The 16,404-nt window shown below is 47.1% G+C and carries 14 protein-coding genes and 1 pseudogene; 4 read left to right on the top strand and 11 right to left on the bottom strand.

From position 1 onward, the window contains the following. Positions 1–910: 910 nt before the first annotated feature. The 6 genes and pseudogenes from NG346_RS10220 to NG346_RS10195 form a co-directional block, all read right to left on the bottom strand. Positions 911–2,563 carry a glycoside hydrolase family 43 protein gene (locus NG346_RS10220; protein ID WP_262280282.1) on the bottom strand — a complete coding sequence of 551 codons (1,653 nt, stop codon included), beginning with the start codon at positions 2,561–2,563 and terminating at the stop codon, positions 911–913. A 6-nt stretch (positions 2,564–2,569) separates the two neighbouring features. Continuing rightward, entirely contained in the window at positions 2,570–4,876 is a 2,307-nt protein-coding gene (locus tag NG346_RS10215) for a glycosyl hydrolase 115 family protein (RefSeq protein ID WP_262280283.1), read from the bottom strand. A gap of 174 nt (positions 4,877–5,050) precedes the next feature. Beyond that, positions 5,051–5,362, bottom strand: a complete 312-nt coding sequence (locus NG346_RS10210; protein WP_262280284.1) for a helix-turn-helix domain-containing protein — start codon at positions 5,360–5,362, stop codon at positions 5,051–5,053. Between the two features lie 22 nt (positions 5,363–5,384). Continuing rightward, positions 5,385–5,702, bottom strand: a pseudogene (locus tag NG346_RS10205) (SusC/RagA family TonB-linked outer membrane protein); the annotation flags it as partial. A gap of 269 nt (positions 5,703–5,971) precedes the next feature. Beyond that, the gene (gene trxB / locus NG346_RS10200; RefSeq protein WP_262280285.1) at positions 5,972–6,901 is read right to left on the bottom strand and encodes a thioredoxin-disulfide reductase; all 930 of its coding nucleotides are present in this window, start codon (positions 6,899–6,901) and stop codon (positions 5,972–5,974) included. Between the two features lie 30 nt (positions 6,902–6,931). Continuing rightward, entirely contained in the window at positions 6,932–7,480 is a 549-nt protein-coding gene (locus NG346_RS10195; RefSeq protein ID WP_262280286.1) for a glutathione peroxidase, read from the bottom strand. A gap of 258 nt (positions 7,481–7,738) precedes the next feature. Here NG346_RS10195 and NG346_RS10190 point away from each other — a divergent pair, with 258 nt between their 5' ends. Then, positions 7,739–8,317, top strand: a complete 579-nt coding sequence (locus NG346_RS10190; RefSeq protein ID WP_262280287.1) for a hypothetical protein — start codon at positions 7,739–7,741, stop codon at positions 8,315–8,317. 36 nt (positions 8,318–8,353) lie between these two features. Then, positions 8,354–8,983, top strand: coding sequence for a hypothetical protein (locus NG346_RS10185; protein WP_262280288.1), 630 nt, complete (start codon positions 8,354–8,356; stop codon positions 8,981–8,983). A gap of 209 nt (positions 8,984–9,192) precedes the next feature. Here NG346_RS10185 and NG346_RS10180 read toward each other — a convergent pair whose 3' ends face one another. Further along, positions 9,193–10,128 (bottom strand): DNA/RNA non-specific endonuclease, encoded by a 936-nt coding sequence (locus NG346_RS10180; RefSeq protein ID WP_262280289.1) that lies wholly within the window; start codon positions 10,126–10,128, stop codon positions 9,193–9,195. Positions 10,129–10,221: 93 nt separating this feature from the next. Further along, a complete protein-coding gene (locus tag NG346_RS10175) occupies positions 10,222–10,473 on the bottom strand; it encodes a type B 50S ribosomal protein L31 (RefSeq protein ID WP_154532795.1) in 252 nt (83 codons plus the stop codon). Positions 10,474–10,870: 397 nt separating this feature from the next. Here NG346_RS10175 and NG346_RS10170 point away from each other — a divergent pair, with 397 nt between their 5' ends. Continuing rightward, a complete protein-coding gene (locus NG346_RS10170; RefSeq protein WP_262280290.1) occupies positions 10,871–11,749 on the top strand; it encodes an Rpn family recombination-promoting nuclease/putative transposase in 879 nt (292 codons plus the stop codon). Between the two features lie 485 nt (positions 11,750–12,234). Here the strand turns inward: NG346_RS10170 and NG346_RS10165 are convergent, their stop codons facing one another. Then, positions 12,235–12,810 (bottom strand): sugar transferase, encoded by a 576-nt coding sequence (locus tag NG346_RS10165; protein ID WP_262280291.1) that lies wholly within the window; start codon positions 12,808–12,810, stop codon positions 12,235–12,237. Then, a complete protein-coding gene (locus NG346_RS10160) occupies positions 12,807–13,919 on the bottom strand; it encodes a glycosyltransferase family 4 protein (RefSeq protein WP_262280292.1) in 1,113 nt (370 codons plus the stop codon). The genes NG346_RS10165 and NG346_RS10160 overlap by 4 nt, the downstream gene beginning before the upstream one ends. Before the next feature lie 184 nt (positions 13,920–14,103). Between NG346_RS10160 and NG346_RS10155 the strand changes: the two genes are divergently transcribed. Next, positions 14,104–15,645, top strand: coding sequence for an ATP-binding protein (locus NG346_RS10155; RefSeq protein ID WP_262280293.1), 1,542 nt, complete (start codon positions 14,104–14,106; stop codon positions 15,643–15,645). On the opposite strand, the gene NG346_RS10150 is transcribed toward NG346_RS10155, so the two are convergent. After that, positions 15,642–16,397 carry a glycosyltransferase family 2 protein gene (locus tag NG346_RS10150; RefSeq protein ID WP_262280294.1) on the bottom strand — a complete coding sequence of 252 codons (756 nt, stop codon included), beginning with the start codon at positions 16,395–16,397 and terminating at the stop codon, positions 15,642–15,644. The genes NG346_RS10155 and NG346_RS10150 overlap by 4 nt on opposite strands. Between the last annotated feature and the right edge of the window lie 7 nt (positions 16,398–16,404).

Genomic DNA, 16,404 nt, shown 5'->3' with positions numbered 1-16,404 from the left:
GCTTGTTTATTTTTGCAACACTAAGATAAGTGAATTCTTCGACATGGCAAAATCCTGGGCAACTTTTTGTTGCTCAGGTACTTAAAAAGTTATATTTGTAATAGTGTTGCGGAATTAAGGGTTAAAAATAAGCAAGACACAAAAGAGAAGCGTCTCGTAATGTTCAACCGGTGAAGGGATTTTCTTTTCGCCAAAACATTACAGACTATGGGTAAAAGCAGAAAGAAGATGGTTGGGGAAATAAGAGTTAACTGACCTGTCAACTAACTGAAATAGTAATTTTAGGAATAAAAAAATCCCTATTTGTGCCTTTTCTATTCAAATTCTGACCCAACCCCATGAAACCCTTGCTATAATGCAAGTCGATTCTCGCAGTGGCGTATATATTTTCTCGCGGAGCCGCGGAGATAATCGAGCCACGGGGTTATTGCTTCTGAGAATTAGAGCACGCAGAGAGAGACCTTCGGTCTTGGGAGAAGTTCACAGAGATTAACCAACACTGTTCTCGCAGTATATCTCTTCATACGCTCCACATACTCTCCACATAGACCGAAGGTCTCTCTGCGCTCTCCTCATAAGGCCGAAGGCCTCTCAGCGATCTCAGCCTCTCACACGTATCATCTCTGCGGCTCAATCATCTCTGCGACTCTGTGTGAAAAGTCTGATGATCAAGGGCAGCATTGGGTCTCAATATAAAAGTGACGAAGTCAGGAGGTTTAGTTTAGGTTATGGATATTTAATATGGGAATAAACTAAACTGCACCATGTTCAAACTTATCTGCCCCTTTCTCCTTCTTTTTTGGACGGCACACAAATCAAATGTTACGCGGAATCGTGGAACTCGTAAAAACATTCTACAGAGCATCAAATACATGGCGATTATCCCCTTATCTACATGACGCTCCTTGCTTTATTCTGTTGTATATTCAAACCAATCAAAATCTGCATATCCGGCTTCACCCTGGGCAAACAAGCCAAGCATCACGCCTGTGAACCCGCCTATCACCTCGGTTGAAAGATAGCGGAAGTCCATCTTGGCGAGTGTAGCGAACGATTTGCCATCGGTAGAAACTTGCATGTAGTAATAGTCCTTGTCGGAACTGATGCGTATGTAAGCCTGAGCGTCTTTCAGTTCAACGGGTTGGCCGGTATGGCTGAGTGTTCCCACACGGATGTTCGACTTGGCAAATAGTCTTCCGTTCTTTCGTTCTACCATCACATCATAATGATTCAGGGGGGCTGCATAGGCCGTGATTCCTGCCTGAGAGCCTTCCGCCAGATGGGATGCGTCGATGAGTGAAGTGGCGCTGAAACGTAACTCAGTCTGACGTCTTGCCACGAAAGTGGGCGATGTGGCTGCATCGAGAGGCGTAGAAGTGGTATGCAGACGTAACCAACCTTCGCGCTCGGTGAGTGAGTAGCGGGAATAATTGGGATTGCCGATGCTCATCCATCCCCAAGGCAATCCGATGCTGCTGTAGCTGTCGGCAGGCACATCGCGCTTGACATATTTGAACTCTTCACGAACAGGGTCAAGGGGCATTGGGACTTGGGGTAGGGTGTTGCACTTCATGTCGATGGCGATAGTGCCGTTGCCATTGACCACTGGCCATTCATTCTTGTTCCAACGTACAGGAGCAAGCATTGTCTCGCGTCCCATCACATGCAAGAGGTAACCGCTGGTGCGATAACCCAGACATATCATCCACCATGAGGAGTCGGGCGCTTGTATGAGGTCTGCATGTCCGAGTCCTTGAATATTACTGTTCTGCATCTTCATACTGAAATGCGTCAGGATGGGGTTGGCAGGGTTCGGTTCGTAGGGCCCGAACAGAGAGCGGCTTCGCAAGATATTGACGTGGTGACCATGTTCCGTGCCGCCTTCGGCAAGCATCATGTAATAATAGCCGTCTTTTTTGTATATGTGTGGCCCTTCAGGATAGCGTCCGCCGAGCCCCGTTCCCAAGTGATGGACATTGCCTATGCGCTTACCGGTACGTATGTCTATTTCGCAGATGTTGATTTCACCCGGCTTGATTCCTGGCCGAGTTTCGTCTGCTGCCGCTTTCCATAAGAAATAGCATTTTCCTTCGTCCCAGAAGAGCGTAGGGTCGCAACTGCCGAGGGCGAAGTCTATGAAGATGGGGTCTGACCATTCTTTTGAGGGGTTGTCTGTCCATACGTAGAAATGGCGACGTGATGGGAAAATCGTAGTCACCATGTAATAGCGGCCCTCGTGGTAGCGGATGGTTGGGGCATAGATGCCCGCATTAGTCCAACCCAGTTCTGGCTGGTTCTGTGTGTAAAGCCCCGAGAGGTCAAGCTGCGACTTGCGCGAGAGGCAATTACCTACCTGTTCCCAGTGTATCAAGTCTTTGCTGTGGAAGACTGGTACTCCCGGGAAATACTGAAACGTGCTGTTCACAAGGTAGAAATCCTTGCCGTCAGTACACACACTTGGGTCTGCATGAAAGCCGGGAAGCACAGGGTTGCGATATCCCTGAGCCTGGATGTTCAAAGACGCTATAACAACGATAGAGATTATGAATAAAAGTTTCTTCATAATTGTTTATTCTTTGCCGTGATAGGATGGATGTTCATTATCAGGATTAATAACTAACTTCTCAACGACGATTTCCGGGTCTATCATAACAACTTTAACGGTATGATAGCCTTCTGTAGGTATGTCGAGGTCGATGCTGAGCCATCGGAGATTGTCAAACACCTCGTTGCGCATACGTTGACGGGTACCAGACAGATAGATGTCGCTTGCAGGTTGAGGCAGTGGTTTCAGCACCTTCGAACGTGCTATATTCTCTTTTGTATATTCGTTGAAGGTGTCCACATAGCCTTGTCGGGCATCAATAGTCTGCATCTTGCCGTCATCGACACGAATGCCAATACGGAGTCCGCGTGCAGGGTTAACATCGTTGGTGGGCAAGATTCCCAGAGCAAGTTTCTGTCTCCCAGATTGTGAGAAGTTGATGTCATATTCCAATGTGGCACCATCACCCAAAGGACGGCTTTTTGCCGTGACAGGTTCAATGCCCATATTACCCTTGCCGCGTCCCAGTCCTGGCAGAAACACCCAGCGGGCATCATCTGTGGCTGTTCTGCGTGTGTAGTCATATGCCATGATGGCTGTTTCGTTGGCGATTGCGCCAGTTTTGCCCGATGGATTGGCCACCTGAGGCAGGGTATTTTCGCTTGGCATCGACCACGTGCGGTAGCCAATGTGCTTGTCAAGCATCATGCCATCCCACTTGCCTCCAGCAATGACCTTGTTATATTTGTAGGTCATCTGTTTGTCACGCTCAAAAAGTGCTTGCATTGTAATCGAATCACCCAAAGTTGCTGCCAGATATATCTTCGCCACTCCAGCACTTGCTACTGCCGGGTATTCTACCAATTGATAGAAGGCATCCTGCATTTCCGCAGGTATCTTCTTGCTGAGTGAAAGAGTGCGTTTCTCCAGATCATCCCAGCGGTTGAACATTCGTTGTGCCTCACCAGTCTCAACGCTGTAGATACCTACACGCTGTACCTCTGGCTTCCGCTCCAGATTCATCTTCGAATACTCCGTAACGATGTCTGCAATTTCTCTTGCATATTCACCGCCAAAGATACTTCGTGCCCAATCCACCATGTACTGGTCTATCTTGTCGGCGGGATAATCGTCAGGATTCCAGGCATAATGCATGATGAAGTCGATAGGCATTTCCTTTGGTTTGAGGTCGCCTACATTGATAATCCAGATACGGTCAATGCCTGTCTGGTATGCCAGATTCAACTGTTCGCGAATCTTTGCGGCAGTCGTAGTGTTTATCCATCGGTCATTCCAAGGGCCGCCATTCATATCTATATGGTAATACATGCCCATGCCTCCCTTGCGTGTACGTTCCTTCTCTGGTCCTGTGCGGCGGATGTATCCCCAGTTGTTGTCGCAGAAGAGGAGAGTAACATCATCAGGCACGGTGAAGCCTGCATCGTAATAGCGTTGTACCTCGGTGAAGATGGCCCACAATTGCGGCACCTCACTGGCAGGTTTCTTATACACACGTTCAATAATCTCGCGCTGACCATCCACTACATCTTTCAGCGTCTTCATGTTGTCCTCATCATCGCCATTGCCCATAGCCACATCGCCGTCTCCACGCATGCCGATGGTTATCAGATTGTCGTATGCCTTGTTGCGCTCAAGACCCTCTTCAAAGAACTTGTCAAGATTGGCCTTGTTCGTCGCATAATCCCACGCACCTATACTGTCTTTACGATATACATACTCCTTGTGGGCACGCATCATCGGCTCGTGATGGCTGGTACCCATGACGATGCCCATATCGTTGGCCAACTGAGGCGAGAGAGGGTCGTCTTCATTGAAACGGCTGTCCCACATGGCGGGCCAGAAGTAGTTGGCTTTTAGACGGAGCATGAGTTCAAAGATGCGGGCGTATGCTTTAGAGTTGATACCACCAAACTGGTTCTTACACCACGTGCCGAACGAAGGCCACTCGTCGTTGATGAATATGCCTCGGTATTTCACTTTAGGTTCACCATCTGTATAGATGCCGCTTTTTGCAAAGAGCTGATCATGTTTCTGGATGGGTGCATCAGCCATCCAGTACCAGGGGGAGACTCCAATCTGTCTTGACAGTTCATAGATGCCATAGATGGTGCCACGCTTGTCAGACCCCAAAATGACGAGCTTGCCCTTGTCCGTAAAAATCAAATACTGCTCCCATTTGCCCTGCAGTTCTTTTGACTGCTGTTTGTACTTCTTGGCCAGTTTGCTTTTTCCTATGGTGCCCACTACAACAGGTGCATTTGCACTGCCGGTGACGGCTTTGAGGTCGTGACGCAGATTCTCTACAGCCATTCTTACCCCCTTCCAGTCGAGAGGGTCGTATGTGATGGTGTCTGATGTTCTTGTTAGCTCAATATCGGATTGTGAGCTCCGTTTAAAGGTTATAAAATCTGTGGCATATGCTATATTTGTGCATGCTGCCATTAAAAGTAAGATGATTATTTTTTTAGTCATATTGTTGTTGAATTATAATCTAAGTTGTCTGCGATATTCCTGAGGAGTGATTCCGGCTATCTTGCGGAAGAGACGGATGAAATAACTATGGTCGCTAAATCCAAGTTTGTAGGCAACCTCTTTCACCGAACAATCAGAGGTGAAGAGCAGCAATTGGGCGCGTTCCACCTTTTTACGGTCGATGTACTGAACAGGTGTTTGGGCAAATTCCTGCTTGAAAAGCCGGATGAAGTAGGCCTTGGTGACGGTTGCCACACTGGCCAGCTCTGTCACGTCTATCTTATCGGCAATATGTTCATGAATATGCTTCAGTACGCGTTTCATGCGCTCATCGGATGTCCAGATGCGGGGCTTCGCCGCCGGTGATGGACGTGGTGCCTCGCACACGCATCGAGCTGAGCTGTGCCATACGGTTCTCGCCCGATGTGATGTTCACACCGGCAGCCTGCCCCGTGAGGGCATTGAGCGGATTGGTGACCAAACCTTTGTTCATGTGGTTTTCGGTCACCACATCGACAGATCCCAGCGACGTGCCGTTGACGGTGAGGCTGTCTATGGGTATTTGCAGTTTAACCGGTCGCTTGCCGTGATGGCGGGTCTGTGCCACCAACGTGCTGGCGGGGAGACAGAGAAACAGCAGGGTCAGAAAAACAGGAGTGCGCATGACGGGCAGTTCTTTAATATGATTTTGTAATTGCAAAGGTAAGTGAAATATTAGATAGAAGCAAGTGTGGCGGCAAAAAAGTATCGATTTATAGTTTATCTTATAGTGCAATAATCACACGTTTTTATTTCTCAGAAGTCTTTAACGGAGTTGATGATCAGCAGCAATTCTAACTTGCAACCTACAAGAGAAGCGTTTGATAACATAAAAAAAGCGAGTAACGAAGTTGAAGGACTTCGTTATTCGCTTTCTCTTGAGGTTTTCTTCATTTACTTTCCTTGCAGATAGCGCTCGGCTTCCAGTGCGGCTTTGCAGCCTGATCCGGCGGCAACGACAGCCTGACGGTAGGTGGGATCGGCGCAGTCACCGGCGGCATAGACACCCTCGATGTTGGTGCGCGGCGTGTCGCCTTGTGTCTTGATATATCCTACCTCGTCCATGTCGAGCTTGCCACGGAAAATGTCGGTATTGGGCTTATGACCGATGGCGAGGAAGAAGCCGTCGATGGGCAGATCGTATTTCTTTTCGTCGGCCTCACCCTTGCGATAAACCACATGAGCTCCCTCCACACCATTGTCACCATAGAGTCCGAGTGTGTTGGTCTCGTAGAGAATCTCTATCTTTGGATTGTCCTCCACACGCTTTTTCATGATCTCGGAGGCGCGCAGGTAAGGCTTGCGCACGATCATATACACCTTGCTGCAGAGATTGGCCAGATAGGTGGCCTCCTCGCAGGCTGTGTCACCGCCGCCGACGACAGCGACGACCTTCTTGCGATAGAAGAAGCCGTCACAGGTGGCACAGGCAGAGACGCCCTGCCCACGATATTTCTCCTCATCGGGAAGACCGAGGTACTTGGCAGAAGCACCCGTAGCCACGATGATCGTGTCGGCCTCGATCTTCTCACCACGGTCGGTGGTAGCCACGTAAGGCTTTTGGCTGAAGTCCACATCGGTGATCACACCGTCGCGGATGTCAGCATCGAAGCGCGCTGCCTGCTTGCGGAAGTTCTCCATCATCTCGTTGGCATCGATGCCGTCGGGGAATCCGGGGAAGTTCTCGATGTCGGTGGTCTGTGTGAGCTGACCGCCCATCTGCAGACCCGTGTAGAGCGTCGGATTGAGATTGGCGCGTCCGGCGTAGATGGCGGCTGTGTAGCCAGCGGGTCCGCTGCCGATGATTAAGCACTTTGTCTTCATGTTGTTCTCCTTTTCTTTAAGGGTTGGGGATTATAACAGCGCCTCGATGTCCTTGGCGATGTTGTCAATCTTCTCAGTGGGCTCATAGCGCTTCACCACCTGTCCCTTTTTGTTGACCAGGAACTTGGTGAAGTTCCACTTGATGTCGGGGCTCTCCTTATAGTTAGGATCAGCCTCGGAGAGCATCTTGTCGAGGATGGGGTAGATAGGATGTGTCTCGTCCCAACCGGCGAAGCCCTTCTGTGTCTTGAGGAACTTATAGAGCGGGTCAGCGTCGTCGCCGTTGACCTTGATCTTCTTGAATTGTGGGAACTCGGTGCCGTAGGTGAGCTTGCAGAAAGAGTGGATGCTCTCGTCGGTGCCCGGTGCCTGCTGGCCAAACTGGTTGCAGGGGAAGTCGAGGATCTCGAAGCCCTGGGCATGGTATTTCTCATAGAGCTTCTCCAGTTCCTCATACTGAGGGGTGAAACCACACTTGGTGGCTGTGTTGACGATGAGCAGTACCTCGTTGGCATATTCGCGCAGGGACACTTCGTTACCCTTTCTGTCTTTCACACTGAATTCGTAAACGGTTCTCATTGTTTTCTATTCTTGGCTTTATCTTTGTTATGTTTTACAATCTTATGTTTTTGCATCCTCCCTTTCTGAGACAATGCAAGGCAAAAGTACAAAAAAGAATGGAGATAGCCCATCTTTTACCGGTTATTTTTGATTAATTAATAGCGGATTCCTCTTCACACTGTAGGGAAATCCCTCTCATAAATATCCGATTTCCCGTTGCCGTTTAATAGAAATGCGTTAACTTTGCGGCATCAATAACACAAAAATGAAAAGACAATGAAAAAGTTAATGTCTATAATCTCTATGCTGCTCCTCGCGCTGACCGCTACCACGCTGGTCTCCTGCGACGACGACAGCGATATCGCAGCCACACTCGAAGGGACGTGGAAAGGTAACATGGAAGTGAGCACTGAATACCAAGGTCAGTACTATCAGGCAGTATATTCTGAGATTTGCTTTGTGCAAGATCCTTATACTTATTCTTCGGGTACGGGCTATTGGATCGACTATTATCAGAACTCGCCGTGGCGCAACAATCAAGTAGCCAATCATATTCAGTGGACAGTGTCCAACGGTGTCATCAATGTGTACTTCGTAGAAGAGGGTACATCAGTACAGATTCGCGACTATCGACTGTATCGCGGTCGCTTTGAAGGCACTATCTATTATGGTAACCAGACCGTAGACTTTAGTCTTGTCCAGGTGTCTTCACCCAACTGGAATAGCTACACTGATTGGGGGTATGACTACTACGACGATTACTATGGTGGTTATGCCAAGAAGAATGTTGTCGGAACTCGGGCTCAGACTGATAGCACAGAAAAGCCGGTGAGACATTTCGGAAAGGTAGAGTAAGATTGATCAAGCAAGGTGGGTAAAACATTCAGAGATATGAAAGCGTTTAAGATAATGATGGCAGTGGCAGTGATAGCTGCCATGCCAATGCTCTTCACAAGTTGTGATGATGATCCGGATTACTGGTACGAAGATGAGTTTCGGGGCGATGACTATAACAACCAATCAGACGACGATAGTCAAGATCCCCTTTTGCTTATGGCGCAGACACTCAATGGAAAGTGGCGGGGTGACATGAGAGCTTATAAAGTCAATGAGCAGGGAGTGGCTGTTGACAGTATCGACTACTCGACCGACATTGAGTTTGTGCAATACAACAATACGGCTATCTCGGGTACGGGTACGCAGTATGATTACAAGCCACAGACGGACTACCTGGAGAAACAGCGTGACTTCACCTGGTACATTGATCCGAAGAAGGGCGACATCTATATCACCTATAAGAACGTGCACGAAGGTGGCTCTACGACAGACTATGTCATGCGCATTGCCTATAACGATTTGAATCTCAACGATCGTAGGTTCACCGGCTATCTGTGGTCTTCGGATGGTGATGAGGTCGATGACTTCTGGTTCGACCGCTATACCGGTAATGCCAAGGCAGCCACGCGTGGCTCCGACAAGGGCAAGACACACTGGAAGGTGGTGATGACTGCAAAGAAATGATCAGTCCACAATAAAGATGTTTTGAGTTCATCCGTTAAATAGGTACACGATAATCGTTTAGACTTTTAACACTCCATCTTCGATGGAATAACAAATATTGCCGAATATATAGAAGATGTTCTTGATATTCGTTGATATTCTTCATTCCGCATAGCGGAGCGTTAAAACTCCAAACAATGAAAGTGCCTATTTAATGGATGGTCTTGTTTTTATTTCAGTCCCCACAGAGCGTCATTGGGTTGGGCGGCTTCGATGACACGTTCGCGGTCGTCGGGCAGGTTGCAGAAAAAGTCGATGCCCGTGCGTTTCTCCAATTCGTCGATGCTGCAAGCATAAGCTTTCAGGCTGGTGCTGTGGTCGTTTTTGTGTTCAAACCACAGACCGAGAGCATTGTACTGTCCATTCTTGATGCGCAGGATGGCGGCGAAGAAATATTTCGGGATGACCAGACCTGTGTTGGAGCGGGAGCGGGTGTAGTTGTCGTTGTCGATCGTGCCACCCTTACATATATATAAGGTGTCGCGGAAGGCATCGCGGTTCCAACCTATGATACCATCAAAGCTGTTGCCATGGATCTTATTCTCCATATAGAGCCACACACCGGTGTTGAAGCCATTGAGCTGTGGTTGGATGTTGCCGAGCAGATAAGTCTGCCGGTTGGCCTCCTTGGAGTTGAGCCGGTCGGCAGACGGACAGATATGTCCACGGTCGTAGTGAGGGGTCATCTGCCTGTAGTCTGTTAATGTCGTGCGGTAAGCGGCAGGTATCGAGTCGTCTTCGGCAAAGGGATCCCTTCCGTGCCACCAGCCATTACGACTGCCGGTTCTAATGCTGTTCTTCGGGTCGAGACGATAGCATGTCCAGCGTTGCGCACGCAGTCCGTCGTCCCATTCTACGATATAGTTCACGCCGAATGCGTTGGTCCGGTGTATGATGATGCGGCTGCCGTCTTTTATGCGTGGCATCTCCATACGAGCATATTCTGGGAAGACTTGAGCGTTATTGGCATTGGTGTTGACCGTCTCCTCTTGTTCACCATTACCGTCTTCAGAGCATGAAACGATGACAGGGATAGTAAGGATAAGGACAAAGGTCACGATCCACGTCCAAATGGCGTAAGGCTTATTGCTGTTTCTGATCTTCATAATCATGTTTCCCAATTTCTTCTACTAAAAAAGCGCGATCAAACGTATATGCAACTACGTATGATCGCGCTTCTATTCTGTTGGCTTTGGTATTTACTTCTTCAGTTTGCCGTAGCGGCTCATGAAGCGGTCCACACGACCAGCCGAGTCGACGAGCTTGCTCTTGCCCGTGTAGAACGGATGCGAAGAGCTGGAGATTTCTACCTTTACCACTGGGTAAGTCTCGCCCTCAAACTCTACAGTGTCGTTGGTCTTGCATGTAGACTGTGTGAGGAACATATCGCCGTTGGACATGTCCTTGAACACGACGGGGCGATAGTTTTCTGGATGAATACCTTTTTTCATTTCTTTAATTATTCGTTTTGTTATAGAATTCTATGATCACGTTGCGGGTCTTTCACGACCCTTGGAGCGTAATTGCCTGCAAAGTTACTACTTTTCTTGCGCTCCACCAAATTTCTCGTTGATTTTGTTTCTGCTATCTTACATATCTTGCAATGAAAGGCCTCTGAATTCGAACTGATAGTGTGCGAACTGCCGATCGTAGAATTTCATGTCACTCGTCTTTAAATGTAAACCGTGGTTTATATAAACCGCCGTTTACATTTGCAAAGATGGCATATTATTCCAATAAAGCAAAACGAATGATGGAAAAATGTTGTAACATGGGAAAGAAAAGAACTGTAGAAAGTTTGCAGTTATCAACGAAAAGTCCTATCTTTGTAACAAAAAACATTACGCCATGATACACACGGGAGAACGATACATCAATCCACTGACCGACTTCGGTTTCAAGCGCATCTTTGGCACACCCTTCAACAAGGATTTGCTGATGAGTTTCCTCAATGCGCTGTTCAATGGCGACCCTGTCGTTTCCGACATCACCTATAAGAACAGCGAGAAGTTCGGCACGAACGAAGAGGCTCGTCGTGCTGTCTTTGACGTATACTGCACGACGGACACCGGTGCGCGCATTATCGTGGAGATGCAGAATGTATACCAGGACTTTTACAAGGACCGCTCCATCTATTATTCCACTTTCCCTATCGCCGAGCAGGCCCAACGGGGCAACTGGAACTATGAACTCCACGACGTGTACACCATCGGCATACTGAACTTCACGTTTCCCGAGGACAAGCACAGCGACAGCAGTATCTTCCGCGAGGTGAAGCTCATGGATACGGATTCGCACGAAATCTTCTACGACAAGCTGACCTATATCTATGTGGAGCTTGCCAATTTCCACAAGACCTTGGATGAATGCAATAGCCTCTTGGAGAAATGGATCTATTGCTTAAGGAATCTCCAAAATCTGATGAGCCGTCCGATGGCCTTGCAAGGTCGTGTCTTCGAAAAGCTTTTCAAGACTGCTGAGATTGCCAAGATGACTACAGAAGACCGCCGTGCCTACGAGCTGAGTGCCAATGCCTACCGTGACATCAAAAACGGCATGGATGCTGCCAAGCGCGAAGGAATGGAGAAAGGTATCGCAATCGGAACCGAGAAGGGTGCACAGGCAAAAGCATTGGAAGTGGCACGAAAGATGAAGGCAAGAGGACTGGAAGATGGGTTGATTTCTGAAATGACGGGACTGCCAATGGTAGAAATCAGAAAGCTATGATTGCTCTCGCTAATGACCTGCAAACGCTTGCCCAACCATGTCGGAATAGAAATCTTGTCGGTTGCAGACCTGTTTTCGTCGCTTTTTGAGTATGTTCTGTACCTATCTAATAATCAATATTAGTGTACATCAATATGGGTGTCCTAAATCCCAATATATTATGGAAAATAGCCAGGGGCAGGCTTCCGTTCTCAATAGAGCTCTGAGTCTCAGCCTACAGGTTAAAGCCTGCCCATGATTTTCTTCTCTTCTATTGTGGGTACTGTTACTCTTTGACAATATATTCAAAGTGGGTATCCCTATGACGAAAATAGGTAAGCATAGCGAAAAGGCTCAATCTGTCTTTCTTGTCTTATAAAGCATCACAATATCTGTCTTTTATGTCTTTTTGTCTTAGAAAGAGGCACAGCATCTGTATTTTTTTGTCTTTCTGTCTTAGAATGACCCAATATCTGTTCCTTTTGTCTTTTTTCCTCTTTCTGTCCTCAAAACACTTTTCCGAAGACGATGTTGATAAAGGTCTTTACGAGGATCTTTGCATCGAACCACCACGAGCGGTGCTCGAGATAGTAGAGGTCGAGATCCAGTCGCTTGAGCATCTTCTCCATCGTGTCGGTATAACCATTATATAAGGTGGCGTATGAAGTCACTCCCGGTCGTATCTGATAGAGGTATACATATCGTGGGTCGTGCTGGATGATCTGCTCGATATAGTATTTCCGTTCCGGGCGCGGGCCAATAAACGCCATATCGCCTTTGAAGACATTCCATAGCTGAGGGAGCTCGTCGAGGTGATGGCGACGTAATATCCTTCCGACTTTGGTAAGTCTTGGATCGTTTGGCTTCTCCAAAAGTTTTGGAATGCCCCCTTCTTCTGCATCCATCCGCATCGTGCGAAACTTGTATATTAGGAAAGGCTTGCCATGGAGACCTATTCTCTCCTGTCTATAGATGACTGGTAGTCCGTCTTCGCGCTTAATAGCGACAGCACAAAAAAACATGAGCGGGGAGAAGAGCACCAGGCAGATGACAGCTAATATGAAGTCTAAGGCTCGTTTCATTTTGTAATGTGCTGAGCCTCGCTTACGATTGTGCTTTTCTGATTGGATACCAGATTGGCAACGAGATTAAAGATAATATACATGGCAACGTCCGCGCAGAGTATCACAGAAGAGCATACGATATCTGCCAATGCTATGTTGGCTGTAATGATCAACAGCTGCAAGATAACAATCGTGACCAAAGCCTGATGCTGACTGAGTCCGCAAGCCATGAGCTTATGATGAATGTGATTTTTGTCAGGCTGGAATGGTGAGCGTCCGTGAATGATGCGGAAGAAAAACACTCTCACGACATCGAAGCAAGGTACTGTAAGCACCGACCAGGCCCATACGATTCTATGGGGATCGTAATCCATGCGCGGTGTGTCCATGCACAATTTCACGGAAAGGAAGCCAAGAATGAAACCGAGGCTCAGACTACCCGAGTCCCCCATGAATATTTTGTTTCGTTTCTCTGTACTTCCAAAAAGGTTATAATAGAGATAGGGAATAAGCACGCCTATTAGTGCTGCGATCATGATGCAGTAATAGTAGAGATCTTCCTTAAAGAAACAGAGGAAAAAACCTATTAAGGCGATAATGGTGAGGGAGGCGGACAATCCATCAATACCATCAATAAGGTTGATGGCATTGCAGGTGAATACTAAAACGAGAATTGTCAGCGGAGCACCTATCCAAAAAGGAATGGTGTAAATGCCGAACAGCCCATAAAGGTTGTTGATATAAAGATTGGCAGCCGGTATGATGCAAGTTGCAGCGATCTCGACGCTGAACTTCATCGTAGCGTTAAGTCCCACGAGGTCGTCAATGATCCCTGTGGCATAGATAATGAGGAGGCTTATAATGAAGTAGACGCTCCACAGGCTCACCTGTATCTCTCTCTGGCTTCCCGTACTGATAAGGAAGAGTACGGCAACAGAGGCAAGAAGGATACCAGGTACAAAGGAGATGCCACCAAGCCGAGGTATAGGCTGGTGGTGAATTTTCCTGCCATTGGGCTGGTCATAGACTTTATATTTGAGACAGAACTTAGTGATTGTAGGAATGACGGCAAATCCGCATCCCATGCTAATCAGTGCAGCTCCGAGATATAGTAGATAGTTCTGCATCTAATTTTCATTCATTATTTTACAGTTAACGCATAGTCCATCGTTATATTGTATCGAAAAGAAAAGAGAATAAAAAACAATTAAAAAAGTTAGCCAGATTTTATTCTGTCGTGAATGGAAAAAACATGAATTTTGGTTGTCAATCTAAAAAAAACTCAGTAAATTTGCAGAAAAGTAGATACGTATGAAATATCCTATAGGAATACAGAACTTCACCAAGGTTAGGCAAGAAAGGTATGTCTATGTGGACAAAACGGCTTTCATCTATAAGTTGGCTTCAGAGGGTAGCTATTATTTCCTCAGCCGTCCGCGCCGTTTTGGTAAATCACTGCTCATCTCCACCATGGATGCCTATTTCCGTGGACAGAAAGAACTGTTTCGGGGACTGGTACTCGAGGCCTTGGAGAAGGACTGGACGGTCTACCCCGTCGTTCATATCGACCTCAATACGGGTAAGTACGATTCCGAGGATGCGTTGTTTCATGTGCTCAACGACTATTTGTGCAAATTAGAGGATGTGTATGGCAAATACCCTTCCGAGGTGACACCGGAGCTTCGCTTCAAAGGTATCATCGAGCGTATCGCCAAGAAACACAACCAGCGTGTCGTCATCCTTGTAGATGAATACGACAAGCCGATGCTGCAGGCTATCGATAATCCGGAACTGCAGGAGCACTTCCGCAACACGCTGAAAGCATTCTACTCCGTGTTGAAGACCCAGGACCAGTATATCAAGTTCGCGTTCCTAACGGGGGTGACGAAGTTTGGAAAGGTCAGCGTCTTCAGTGACCTCAACAACCTTGTCGATATCTCCATGGATGCAAGATATCAAGGTATCTGTGGTATCACAGAGGATGAACTGATGACCTATTTCAAGTCATCTGTTCAAGATTTCGCTGATGCTTATGGCATTAGTTTTGATGAGGCTGCCGCCAAACTGAAGAAGCGGTATGACGGTTACCATTTCCGTCAGCGAGGCATTGACATCTACAATCCTTTCAGTCTGTTGAACACGTTTGCAACCGGTGAGCTTGGCAGCTACTGGTTTGAGACGGGTACCCCTTCGTTTCTTGTTCAGTTGCTCAAACGAGACAACTATTACCTTCCGAACCTCACGGAAGAAGAGGTGTCAGGCGACTTTCTCAACTCCGTCGACTCGGTCGACGTATCGCCCGTGCCGATCCTTTATCAGAGCGGGTACTTGACAATCAAGGGTTATGATCAACGTTTTCAGACCTATTCATTGGGATTTCCCAACGAAGAGGTATCAGAAGGATTTACGGAGTATTTGCTGCCGTACTACACGAACATGGAGAAGAATGCGTCACCAATGTTTGTCGGACAGTTCGTCCATGATATGGAGAAAGGCAATCCGGAAGCGTTCATGAAACGCATGGCGGTACTATTCGCTGATACCGATTATAAGATCGTGGGTGATGCGGAGCTCTATTTCCAGAATGCGTTCTATCTCATCACGAAACTCTTGGGCTTTTACACAGAGGTGGAGCATACAATCAGTGATGGACGCATAGACATGATTGCCAAGACCAAGGATTATATCTATATCTTCGAGTTCAAATACGACCAGAGTGCCGATGCCGCCCTCCGTCAGATTGACGAGAAGGGCTATGCCGCACCTTTTGCTTCCGATCCCCGCAAACTCTATAAGGTTGGCGTGAACTTCAATCGCGAGAAGCGGTGCATTGATGAGTGGAAAGTGAATTAAAATCTGTATTCAAGAAATTTGTAAAGGTATTTTAGCGCAATGAGAAACTGATTCGTTCTGATTCCATTTTCACGACATGCTCTGACATCTTCTTTCAAGAGTATTCGTCTGCTATTGATGTCTCGGGTGCTGACACCTCCTGTTCTCATCGTTACGAAATCGTATGGGAGGTAATGGTATGTTATACGATGCCTATAGAACATTCTGACCATCATTTCGAAATCTGCCCCAATTTTATAATCAGTCTTATACAGTCCCACCTTACTAAATACATCTCGCCTTACATAGAAGGAAGGATGGGCAGGCATGAAACCAAATCGAAGCCAGAAAGGACAGAAAAGTCTGGAAGAGTAATATCTAATGCTTTTTTTTAGGTTTGAGCCTTTTACAAAGTGAACATCTCCATAGATAGCATCGACCTTCTTCTCATTAAAGGCATCTGCAATCTTTTCAATCACATGATTGTCGGTGAAAAAGTCATCGGAATTTAATATGCCGACAATATTTCCAGTGGCCATCTCGATCCCTTTGTTCATGCCGTCATAGATGCCTTTGTCTTTCGCAGACACCCATTTCATTCTACCATGAAACATAGGTTCATATTCTTTGATTACGTCGATGGTCTTGTCTGTTGATCCTCCGTCTTTCACTATATACTCTATGTCTTGATATGTTTGTCGAAGCACCGAATCAATGGTCATTGCCAGCGTGTCGACACTGTTGAATGTCACGGTAATGATAGAAACCTTCATGGTTCTT

This window comes from Hallella absiana, from assembly GCF_025457485.1.
GTDB classification, from domain to species: Bacteria; Bacteroidota; Bacteroidia; order Bacteroidales; family Bacteroidaceae; genus Prevotella; species Prevotella absiana.
The sequence above is the reverse complement of the archived record's forward strand: the minus strand, read 5'-3'. Positions and strand labels throughout refer to the sequence as shown.